Source organism: Pseudomonas psychrophila HA-4 (genome assembly GCF_000282975.1).
Lineage (GTDB): Bacteria > Pseudomonadota > Gammaproteobacteria > Pseudomonadales > Pseudomonadaceae > Aquipseudomonas > Aquipseudomonas psychrophila_A.
Map to the genome: position 1 here is coordinate 25,101 of NZ_ALJC01000105.1, position 11,493 is coordinate 36,593.

General features: G+C 55.1%; 8 protein-coding genes. 5 read left to right on the plus strand and 3 right to left on the minus strand.

Features of this window, described 5'->3' with window-relative positions:
- The first annotated feature begins 2 nt into the window (after positions 1-2).
- Entirely contained in the window at positions 3-1,739 is a 1,737-nt protein-coding gene (locus tag B347_RS0117015) for a PTS fructose-like transporter subunit IIB (protein WP_019410897.1), read from the plus strand.
- Between the two features lie 109 nt (positions 1,740-1,848).
- On the opposite strand, the gene B347_RS0117020 is transcribed toward B347_RS0117015, so the two are convergent.
- From B347_RS0117020 to B347_RS0117030, 3 genes are all read right to left on the minus strand, one after another.
- Positions 1,849-2,262, minus strand: coding sequence for an endonuclease domain-containing protein (locus B347_RS0117020; protein WP_019410898.1), 414 nt, complete (start codon positions 2,260-2,262; stop codon positions 1,849-1,851).
- A 98-nt stretch (positions 2,263-2,360) separates the two neighbouring features.
- The gene (locus B347_RS0117025) at positions 2,361-4,898 is read right to left on the minus strand and encodes a PepSY domain-containing protein (protein WP_019410899.1); all 2,538 of its coding nucleotides are present in this window, start codon (positions 4,896-4,898) and stop codon (positions 2,361-2,363) included.
- Positions 4,899-5,024: 126 nt separating this feature from the next.
- Positions 5,025-7,319 (minus strand): TonB-dependent receptor, encoded by a 2,295-nt coding sequence (locus B347_RS0117030; RefSeq protein WP_019410900.1) that lies wholly within the window; start codon positions 7,317-7,319, stop codon positions 5,025-5,027.
- 219 nt (positions 7,320-7,538) lie between these two features.
- Between B347_RS0117030 and B347_RS0117035 the strand changes: the two genes are divergently transcribed.
- The 4 genes from B347_RS0117035 (at position 7,539) to B347_RS0117050 (ending at position 11,449) form a co-directional block, all read left to right on the plus strand.
- The gene (locus B347_RS0117035) at positions 7,539-8,219 is read left to right on the plus strand and encodes a Fe2+-dependent dioxygenase (protein WP_019410901.1); all 681 of its coding nucleotides are present in this window, start codon (positions 7,539-7,541) and stop codon (positions 8,217-8,219) included.
- 3 nt (positions 8,220-8,222) lie between these two features.
- Positions 8,223-8,984 (plus strand): tetratricopeptide repeat protein, encoded by a 762-nt coding sequence (locus B347_RS0117040; protein ID WP_019410902.1) that lies wholly within the window; start codon positions 8,223-8,225, stop codon positions 8,982-8,984.
- A gap of 193 nt (positions 8,985-9,177) precedes the next feature.
- Entirely contained in the window at positions 9,178-10,422 is a 1,245-nt protein-coding gene (locus B347_RS0117045) for an alpha-xenorhabdolysin family binary toxin subunit A (RefSeq protein WP_019410903.1), read from the plus strand.
- A gap of 16 nt (positions 10,423-10,438) precedes the next feature.
- Complete coding sequence (locus B347_RS0117050; protein WP_019410904.1) at positions 10,439-11,449, plus strand: alpha-xenorhabdolysin family binary toxin subunit B; 1,011 nt, start codon at positions 10,439-10,441, stop codon at positions 11,447-11,449.
- The last annotated feature ends 44 nt before the right edge of the window (positions 11,450-11,493 follow it).

The window sequence follows — 11,493 nt, forward strand, 5'->3', positions numbered from 1 at the left end:
ACATGAAATTAGCCATTGTGACGGGCTGCCCTAACGGCATGGTAACCAGCGTACTGTGTGCCCGCTTGCTCGATGCTGCCGCGCAGCGTCAGGGTTGGAGCACCAGCGTTGAAGTGCATGACCCCAAACACCCGGAACGTCAGTTGTCTAAGGCAACTATCGATGAAGCCGAATGGGTGTTGCTGGTCAGCAGCACGCCGCTTGATATGCAGCGCTTTATCGGCAAACGGGTTTTTCAGAGCACCCCGGCCCAAGCTCTGCAAGACGTTGAAGCGGTGTTGCTGCGAGGTGTCAAAGAGGCTCAGGTGTATACCGCGCCTAGCGTTTCAGCTGAGGTTGCAACGGCGGCGCATACGCCAAAAATCGTTGCGATTACGGCGTGCCCGACAGGCGTGGCGCATACCTTTATGGCGGCCGAAGCTTTGCAGCAGGCGGCCAAGCGCTTGGGTTATGAGTTGCAGGTCGAAACCCAAGGCTCTGTCGGTGCGCGCAATCCATTGAGCGCACAGGCTATCAGCGAGGCAGATGTCGTGCTGCTGGCGGCCGATATTGAAGTACCGACCGAACGCTTTGCAGGCAAAAAAATCTACCGCTGCGGCACCGGCATTGCGCTCAAACAGGCAGAAGCCACGTTGAACAAGGCCTTAAATGAAGGCCAGCAAGAATCGGCGGCAGCGGGCGGTTCGGCCCCGGCGAAGCAAGAAAAAACCGGCGTGTATAAACACTTGCTGACGGGTGTGTCGTTCATGCTGCCGATGGTGGTGGCGGGCGGCTTGCTGATTGCTTTGTCCTTTGTGTTTGGCATTACGGCTTATAAAGAGCCGGGCACTTTGGCCGCCGCCCTGATGCAAATTGGTGGCGATGCGGCGTTCAAACTGATGGTGCCGTTGCTGGCGGGTTACATCGCGTACTCGATTGCCGACCGTCCTGGTTTGGCGCCGGGGATGATTGGCGGCTTGTTGGCGAGCACCTTGGGTGCCGGTTTTATTGGCGGGATCATTGCTGGCTTTATTGCCGGTTACTGCGCCAAAGCGATCAATCGTTATGCGCGGTTACCGCAGAGCCTTGAAGCGTTGAAACCGATTCTGATCATCCCGCTGTTTGCCAGCCTGTTTACCGGGCTGGTAATGATTTACGTGGTCGGTAAGCCGGTGGCCGGGATGCTCGAAGGCCTGACCCACTTCCTCGACAGCATGGGTACCACCAACGCGATTCTGCTGGGTGTGTTGCTGGGCGGCATGATGTGCGTCGACTTGGGCGGACCGATCAACAAAGCGGCTTATGCGTTTTCGGTGGGTTTGCTGGCTTCGCAAAGTTATGCACCGATGGCCGCGACCATGGCTGCGGGCATGGTGCCGCCGATTGGCTTGGGCATTGCGACCTTGCTTGCACGGCGCAAATTTGCGCAAACCGAGCGTGAGGCGGGCAAAGCTGCAATGGTGCTGGGGCTGTGCTTTATTTCCGAAGGGGCGATTCCGTTTGCCGCCAAAGACCCATTGCGGGTGATCCCGGCGAGCATCGTCGGGGGCGCGCTGACGGGCGCATTGTCGATGTACTTCGGCTGCAAACTGATGGCGCCGCACGGTGGCTTGTTTGTGCTGCTGATTCCGAACGCCATCAACCATGCGCTGTTGTACTTGCTGGCAATTGTGGCGGGCAGTCTGTTGACGGCGGTGGTCTATGCCGTGATCAAACGCCCGGAGCCGGTGGACATGGCGTTGGAAACGGCCAAGGCTTAAAACGCTGCCCTCACCCCAACCCTCTCCCGGAGGTAGAGGGAGCCGATTGGGGAAGCCTTGAGTTTTTCTGCGGTCTGAGTGTCTTGCGCCGAGTGTGAAAACAACTCGGTTAGCTCCCTCTCCCTCCGGGAGAGGGTTGGGGTGAGGGTGCTTCTAGCATTTGCTCCGCTACCCGATACACCTCTTCCAGCACGCCATTCATTTCCTCAAGCACCTGTCGGTTATTAAACCTCAACACCGTGATCCCCAAACCCTGCAAGTGATCCGTTCGACGCCAGTCGTACGCCAATTGCTCAGCCGTGAAGTGCTGACTGCCATCCAGTTCTATGGCCAGTTTCAATTCCACACAATAGAAATCCAGCACAAATGGCGGACACGGATGCTGACGGCGAAACTTTAAGCCCAGCAACTGCCTGGCCCTTAGTTTCTGCCAGACGTGCAATTCACAATCGGTTTGTTTAACGCGCAAATGTCGAGCGAATTGGCGTTGAGTGGGGGTAGGGCGGGGCTTGCGCGGTGGCATGCTTCACTTCCGTGTGAAGGGTTGATGTGCCAGATTCAGGATAGTGACTGCGGCCTTTAAGACCGCAGTCGAAGCGTTAAACGATGTTGCTCGGCTTTTTAATACACGTCCCGGCGATAACGCCCTTGCTCAATTAGCTGTTCCACTGCCTCAGCTCCGAGCATTTCAATCAGCGCCTGATCCACACCCGATGCCATGCCTTTTAAGCTGCCGCAGATATAAATAGCCGCGCCGTCCGCCAGCCAGCGACGCACCTCATCAGCAGACTCTCGCAGGCGATCCTGCACATACACCTTGTGCGCCTGATCCCGTGAAAACGCCACGTCCAGCCGTGCCAAATCGCCGCTGGCCAACCAGCCTTGCAGTTCATCGCGGCAATAGAAGTCGTGCGCAGCATTGCGTTCGCCAAAGAACAGCCAGTTTGGCTGCTGGCCTTGGGCAACTCGTGCCTTGAGCAAGCTGCGCAAACCCGCTAGCCCGGTGCCATTGCCCAGCAAAATCAGTGGGCAAGGCTCGGCGGGTAGGTGGAAGCCACTGTTGCGCCGCAGACGTAAGCTGATAGCCGCTCCCAGCGGCGCATGCTCGGTTAGCCAGCCCGAACCCAGGCCTAGGCTGCCATCGGCATGGCGCTCCTGACGCACGATCAGTTGCAGTACGCCATCTTGTGGAATCGAGGCGATGGAGTACTCGCGCATGTTCAGTGGGATCAAGGCATCGACCAGCGCTTGGGCGTGCAAGCCCACCAGGTGCCCGCGATTTTCTGGCAACTGGCGGCTGGCCAGTGCCTGAGCGAGGGTTTCTTGCAGGCCATCAAGGTGCACGAGGGTGTCTGCCGACAGGCCCAACCCATCGAGCAAGTGCTCGACCGCCCACTGCGACTGCCTTGGCATGACTTCAACCAGATCACCGGCCTGCCAAGTGTGGCTGGCATCGGGGGGGCTGAGCCCCAGCAAGTAAACTGCGCAACCGCTGCTGCCAGGGTTAAGCAGTTGGCGCTGTTCGAGGGTCCAGTTGTTGTAGTTCGGGGCTTGCCACATTGCGCTGGGTGTACCGCCCGTGAGTTGGCTGAGTTGTTGTTGCCAATGGTGCAGCGCTTCAGGATCGCCGCTGTCGACCTGCACCGGGGCAAACAACGACTGCGCGCCGCGCTCGCTCAGCCATTGCTGGATACGGGTCGCAAAACCGCAAAAATGCGGGTATTGACGGTCACCCAAGGCCAGAACCGAATAGTTGAGTGTGTTTAAGCCCAGCGGTTGGCCAAGTATTTTGCGTTCAAAGCCCCGTGCACTGTCAGGCGCTTCGCCGTCACCAAAGGTGCTGACCACAAACAAGGCATTGCTGGCTTGCTGTAAATCTTCTTCGCTGACGGCTGCTAGCGGCTGAACGCGCACCGGCAAGCCTGCTGCCTGCAATTGCCCGGCGGTCTGCCAAGCCAACTGCTCGGCAAAACCACTTTGACTGGCAAAGCCGATCAACCAGGACGGCGCATCGCTGCTGGCAGCGCAAAACCCTTGGCGCGCGTGTTTGACTTGACGCTTTTTACGGCGGCGGTCCAGGTACAGCAGCCAGCCTGTAATAAAGAACAGCGGCATAGTCAGGCTGGCGATGGTCACTACCACACGCCCGATAACGCCCCAGTAGCTGCCGGTATGCAGGGCGTAAATGCTGGTCAGCAATTGCGCTGTGTAGCGCTTGTCGTCATAACGTTCGACCTTTTTTACAGCGCCGTTGGCCGGGTCGAGCATGATCTGGTTGAAGGCACGCTCGTGAGGTGAACTCTTCAACAGGTAGAAGACGGTCGCGGGCTGGCCGGCAGCAGGCGGCATACGCACGTTGTACATGCTGAGGTCTGGCCCGGCAGTTTTTTGGATGCTGGCCCAGATCGCCTCATAGTCAGCGACCGGCGCTACGCCGCTAGCCCCCGGCGGGGCGCCGCGTCCGCCCTTGCGTTGCTCGCCTTTTGGTGTATCCGAGAAGAGTTTTTGCAGGCCTTGGTTGTACCACTCGTAGGACCAAGACAAGCCGGTCAGTGCCGACATCAGGTAGATAATCAGGCACCAGGTGCCCGCCACTGAGTGCAGATCCCAATTAAAGCTGCGGCCTTTTTTCGCCCAGTCCAGGGTCAACCAGACGCGCCAGTTCAGTGCATTACGTGGCCAGCGCAGGTACAGGCCCGACAGGCAGAAAAACAGCAGCATCAGGGTACACGCCCCGGTGATCTGGCGGCCGGTATCGCCGATAGCCAGAAAACGGTGCAGTTGCAGCATCAGATTAAAGAAGCCCAAGCCACTGACGTCGCCCTGATAGTCGCCGGTGTACGGGTCTACATAACGCAGTTGGCCGCGCCGTTCACCCGGTGGCGCGGTGAAAAAGATCCGTGAGGCGCTGTCACTGTCGACGCCGACCCAGAGCATGGCCACTTGCTTGCCTTCGGTGGCCTCGACCTTGCGCACCAGTTCAGCAGGCGGCAGTACGCCACTGTCGCGTTTTTCGACCTTGAGCACGGTGGGGTTGAGCAAGTCCAGCAACTCGTCCTGAAAGGACACGATCGCGCCAGTTATCCCCATTAAGGCCAGGATCAACCCTGCGGTTATCCCGAAAAACCAATGCAGCTGGAACAGGGTTTTCTTAAACACGACGACCGCCTTGCTCGTTCAGTTGAATACTTCGCGGCGCATTATGCCGCGTCCTTCTTTTTACACACAAAAGCCCCGACCACTGAATGGCCGGGGCTTTACACGACTTAACGACGTAACGTCAGCTTAGAAGTGGAAGCTGGTGGTTAACAAGGCTGTACGGCCCGCCGCCTGATTGGCGAAGTGCGAAGCGTAGGCTTTGTCGTAGTACGTTTTGTCGGTCAGGTTTTGTACGTTCAGTTGCAGGTCGATGTTTTTGGTCAGTTTGTAGCTGGCCATCGCATCGAAGCGAGTGTAAGAGGGCACATAAACGGTGTTAGCCGTGTCGCCGTACACTTTGTCCACATAGTACGCACCGCCGCCGATGGTCAGTTTTGGCATGACTTCATAGGTTGTCCACAGGCTAAAGCTGTTTTTCGGTGTGTTGGGCATTTCGTTGCCCTTGTCCGAACCGGCACTTACCACCCCGTTACGGCCTTTCAAGCCCGAATCAACCAGCTCGCTTTTCAGGTAGCTGTAGCCTGCAAACACTTGCCACTTGTCGGTGATTTTGCCGCTGGCAGACAGTTCGATACCGTCAACACGGGACTCACCGGCGTTTTGGTAAGTGAATGCGTCAGTTAGAACACGGGTGTTCTTCTTCTCGGTACGGAATACCGCAGCGGTCAAGGACAGGCGGTCATTAAGCACGTCCCACTTGGTGCCCAATTCATAGTTAACGGTTTCTTCAGGGTCCAGGTCGCTTACGCTGTTGGTGGTGACCAGTGGATTGCCTTCTGCACCCTCGCCAACCAGTGCGCCGGGTGGTGTGGCCGATGTGGCGTAGGAGGCGTAAACGCTGCCGTTATCCAGCGGTTTCCACACCAGACCTGCTTGCCAGTTGAAGAAGTTGCTGTCGTTTTTGGCTTTGCTGCGGCCCTTTGCTGCGTTGGTGTTTGCGGTGGTATCAAACTGGTCGTAACGCAGGCCCGCGTTAAGCAGCCACTTTGGATCGAGTTCTAGGGTGTTAAACACGTAAGCCGCTTTGGTCACACCCACGGTGTTGGTGCCGTAGTAGTTACGGTCAGTGGTGCCGATAAACTGGTCGCCGGGGTTCGGGTTGGACAACGATGTGCACTGGCCGCCGCTGTTACCGACCATGCCGGGTGTGCAGCCGTCAGGTTTCGGGTTGCTGTTCGGGTTTACGGTGTAGCCGCTGACGCGGGTTTCTTCGCGAGTGAACTCAATACCCGTGGAGTAGGTGTTTTTGAAACCCATCACGTTGAAGTTGCCGAACAGATCGGTCTGGTTGGTGGTGGTTTCGGTGGTCGACACACGGGTGTTGGCACGACGCCATACAGTGCCGTATTGGTTGACGTTGTGCTGGCTGTCGTCTGGCTGGGTGAGGATGTAGTCCTGACCGGTGTTGCCGTGACGGAAGGTGTTCTTCACAGTCATCGCGTCACTCAGATCGTGCTCGAACGACAGGGTGCTGATGTCTGCGCGGGTTTTGCGGAAGTCACGGTCTTTAAGGCCGTAGAAGTTGCTGCTGTTGCCTCCATCATCTGGCTTGTCGTGTACGTGAGCGGCTGTTTTAGAGGCGCTGCCGTAACCGTAGGGAATGCCCGAGTCCGGTAGGTCATTGCTTTCCAAATGGTAGTAACTGATGTTCAGGCGAGTTTCAGTGCCCAGGCCGAAGGTCAGCGACGGCGCCACGCCCCAGCGGTCGTAGTTGATCGATTGACGACCGGCAACGTTTTGCTCATGGCTCATCAGGTTCAAGCGGAACGCTGCGGTGTCCAGGAACTGGCGGTTAATGTCCACGGTGTAGCGGCGGGTCTGGTCCGAGCCGTAAGTGAAACCGCCGTTGAGGAAGTCACCCAACTTTGGGGTCTTGCTCACTAGGTTCAAGCTACCGCCCGCCGAGCCGCGACCTCCGAAAGATGAGTTCGGACCTTTGCTGACTTCGACGGATTCAATGTCGAAAATTTCGCGGGTCTGGCCGCCAGTGTCACGCACGCCGTCGAGGTAGGTGTCGCCTTGGGCGTCAAAACCACGAATGAAAGGACGGTCGCCTTGCGGGTTGCCGCCTTCGCCTGCGCCGAAGGTCACCCCCGGAACGGTGCGCAGTGCGTCTTGCAGCGAAGTGGCTGCGGTGTCTTGCAGCACTTGTTGAGGAATCACGGTGACGGACCGCGGGGTGTCGACCAGTGGCGCAGTGTATTTTTGCGAGCTGCCTTTGTCGGTCTGATAAGACTGCTGCGTTTGCTCACCCGAGACCGTGGTCGCGCCAAGAGAAATACTGTTGCTCTGAACGTTACTGTCAGTGCTTTCAGCGGCTTGAGCCAGATGCCCAGCCGAGGTTGCAGTCATTGCAACGCCGATGGCCGAAGCCAGCAAACGCGGTGAGCTGACCGGTATTTTTATGAGTTGGCGCGACATTTGAAAATTCCTTCCCCCAGAATTTGAGTCGCGGAATATAGTGCAAACAATTCTGCCTATCAATTGAGAGGGATTACTATTCGCGCTAAATTTACAATCTTTACAGTTTGGCTTAACGGTTTTTTCACACTCGTTCGTCTACCGGGTTCTTAACAAGGTTTTACATAATCAATAAGAATCAATACCATCGGCATCCTTTTCCTAATCAGGTACCGCGCCATGTTGCTGCATATTCCCGGCTTGTTTTCCCGTGAAGAAGTGCAGCGCATTCGCGAGGCGCTGACGCAGACGGAATGGGCCGACGGCAAAATCACTGCCGGGTTTCAGTCCGCCAAAGCCAAACACAATCTGCAATTACCCGAAGGCCATCCGCTCGCCAAAGAAATCGGCGCGGCGATGATTGATCGGCTGTGGAAAAATCCGCTGTTCATGTCGGCCGCCTTGCCGCACAAGGTCTTCCCGCCGCTGGTGAACTGCTACACGGGGGGCGGCAGCTTCGATTTCCATATCGACAACGCCGTGCGCCAGCCCAAAGGCAGTCAGGAGCGCGTGCGTACGGATTTGTCCGCGACCCTGTTTTTCAGCGATCCCGAGGACTATGACGGCGGCGAGTTGGTGATTCAGGACACGTACGGCGTGCAGCAGGTCAAGTTCCCGGCGGGCGACATGGTGCTGTACCCCGGCACCAGTTTGCACAAGGTCAACGCCGTCACCCGTGGCGCCCGTTTTGCGTCATTTTTCTGGACCCAAAGCCTGGTGCGGGAAGACAGCCAGCGCACCTTGCTGTTTGAGATGGACAGCGCGATCCAGCAACTGACCCGCGACGTGCCGGATCATCCCGCGCTGGTGCAACTCACGGGCACCTATCACAACCTGTTGCGTCGCTGGGTTGAGGTGTAAGTCATGAGTTTCCAATTACGGCGCGAAGAAGTGCTCAACGGCGAGCAGCTCAAAACCATGCTCGCGGAAAATCCGGCGCGTGCGGCACAGGCTATTTTGATGGCTGCCAAGCAAGGCATCGTTGAGGGTCAGGCGTTACTGGGGCAGATTCTGCTCGATGGGCAGGGCATTGAGCGCGACGTGCCGTTGGCCTTTCGCTGGTTTGGGATTGCCGCCAACGGCGGGCACTTAATGGCGCGCAACATGCTCGGGCGCTGCCTTGAACATGGTTGGGGCTGCAGCGCCGATGAGCGGGCGGCCGCCAGTCATTATCGAATGGCGGCTCAGGGCGGGCTCGATTGGGGGCTGTACAACTACGCCAACTTGCTGGCGACCGGGCGCGGAGTGGTGCAAGACCAGTACGCTGCGTTCGCGCTGTACCGTGAGGCGGCACATTTGGGGCACGCCAAGTCGATGAACTTGCTGGGGCGTTACCTTGAAGACGGTCGTTATTGCCCGGCAGATCTGCAGACGGCGCGCCTGTGGTATGAACGCTCTGCCCACGCCGGGGATTTTCGTGGGCAATTCAGCCACGCCGCGGTGTTGGCCGAGCAGGGCAACGTCGAAGGCGCTCTGCATTGGCTTGAGTGCGCGTTGGCAATCGGCAATCTCAATTTTTTGCGGGTAAGCCGCGCGGCGCTGCTTGAGGCCAAAGAACCTGCGGTTCGAGCAATGGGTGAGATGTATCAAGCGCGAATAAATACCTTTTCAAGTAAAGAGGTATAGCCGGGGTTAGTTTGTTTTGAGCAATGCTCCTCGATGGCATTAAAGTGTTTTCGGGAGGTGCTGTACAGGACCGGGTTTTTTTCATGTTTTGAAGTGTCATTTTCTTACGAGAGAGAGTGACGTAGTGTAATTGATTAATTCTTTTTTTAGAGTGATTGTGTGTCTGCAAAATAACTCATTAAAAGGAATTAATATGCAGGTGTTTAATCAGGCAGCGGGCGTAATGCCTGCACGAGAAGATATTGATGATGGGCGGCGAATTGAAGACTTAACGGTTCTGGAAGCCGCCATTCATATGCCGTCGCAGTACATTCAAGTCTTGGCGGGTAAGAAAGCGTCAGCAGTCTCAAAAAAAGACATTGGTTTTATAATGCAGCGTAGTGATATTCACAGTGTTCGTGCGTATGTGAAACACGCTAACTCGCTGCCCGTGGATTACGACAAAATTGTAGAATGGCTTGGCTTCAATATTTTGGGTGTTCCTGAACTCGAGGCGGTCAGTATTCAGGCCTTTCATCAGCGTGTCAGGCAGCATTCTGGAACATGGCCAGCGCTTGAGCGTGATACAAAAGAACTCAGTCGGCAGATGAACACTTTTTCAGATAAGTTTGTCACGACGGGCGTCACTATTATTGATTTGATCAATAAAGTAAATCTTGAGCGATTTCTCGAAGGAACGCTCGATGATTTAACAGACGAAGAGTTCGAAGAACTCAAACGTCTTACTCTTAATGCCACAGAGCTTACTGCAGTGGCTGCGATGAAGAAATACATTGTCCAGGTTAAAATAAGCACGCAAAACTATATAAAGCACGTTGAGGCGGTCGGTGCCTTAGCTGCCGAATTTGAGCGTGTGCTGACAGATGAGTTAGCGCCTGACGTCAAAAGCAAGTTGGATGCCTATACCAGAACTGGGTTGTCCAAGGAGCGACAACATCTTTCCGTTCGTATCAAGGAACTGGACAACGAGATCGAAGCGTTAATCAAAGATTATAAATCACATGTTCTATATGGCCATTCAGGGATTTTACTAGGGCCTATCGGATTGGCAATAACGGGTGGGATATTCGGCGCAAAAGCTGAAGCCATACGGGCCAGGAAAAACAATTCTATAGCCGAGCGTGACACGGCGATAAGCACGCTTAAGGATCAAGAACGTATAGCAACGTTACTGGACGCTTCTCAACTGTACTTTACGGATCTCCAAAGCCGTATGTTAGGCGCCGAGCAAGGGGCTAAACAGCTGGCTCAAGTGTGGGGCTTCGTTCTCAGGTATTTAGAGGACGCAATAAATCTGCTGGGTGAGATTGATACGTTTGCCCAGTTGCATCAGTTTAAACTTGATTTTGCACAGCTTATAAATCCATGGGCACGGGTCAAGGACTACACCGCCTTAATATCAGAAGCTTTCAATGACATACTCGATGAGTCCCGTTGAGATAAGGAGCCGTACCATGAATAAGGATATTTCAATGAGCCATTACCCTATGCCGGATTTTTCGGTTGTTCGAGCATGCCTGGATAAATTTAACGTTGTGGTCGCCAGTCGTGAGTACAGTTTTATTCCTTCGTTGCAAGAGCGCTTAACCTTGGCCTCGAAGCTATTAAACCAAGACACTCGTGCAATTGTGGATCACGTGCGTAGCCTTGAAGTGCTCGCTGAGAGTTCCGATGTTACCGATATTCTTGAGCAGTGGACGCAGATCACGACATCGTCATTGGACAGCCATGTTAAAACGCCAGCGCTTAGCACCCTAACTAACCTCTATGTCAAAAGACTGAATCGAATGGTTAATGAAGTTAGGGCTGCAAAAGAAGAAATTGATCGGAAAATAGCAGAGGGTGCAGGGCTAAATCTAGAGCATTATTCTGATCCGTTATTGGCTTACGATGCCGTTAAATTGGCAGAGCTTGAACAACAGGACATTGCGTTAGCGTCTGAAGAAGTTCAGTTGTTGGAAGATAAGCAGGCACTTAAAGCGGCATTGAAGGTTTTACAAAGTAAAAGTTGGCTTGATCACATAAAAGAGTTGCTTCCCACGGCCCAGCAAATTGAAACGTTGGTTGCAGCGGCGGTGGTTGCAAAAGTTGATGCGCAAGTCGTCACGATTGCACTTGAACGTATCACGCTCTATTTGGATGTATTCAACGACGGGCTCAAGCTTTCTTCCATGATTGAGGCGCGTAATAAGGTCACCGATCAGTTAACGGCACTGCAGAGACTGAAACATGAAAATGCCGACAAAGTACAACTGTTGAAAGCGCGTGAAGCAAAAATAAAGCGCCATTCGGAGTTGGTTGAGGCACGGACACTCTGGGTGAACAACATGACGTTAGTGAATGACGGGTTGGAGATGTTCGTCAGCGGTATTAGTTCTACGAATGAGCCCACTGAGCTGGCAATGCAGCACTACACCACACACCTCGCTGAGTTTAAGACGTACTTGCAAAAGATGAGTCGCTAACCCGTATTGGCAGCCCTTCCAGTTTGTTTACAGGGAGGGCTGCC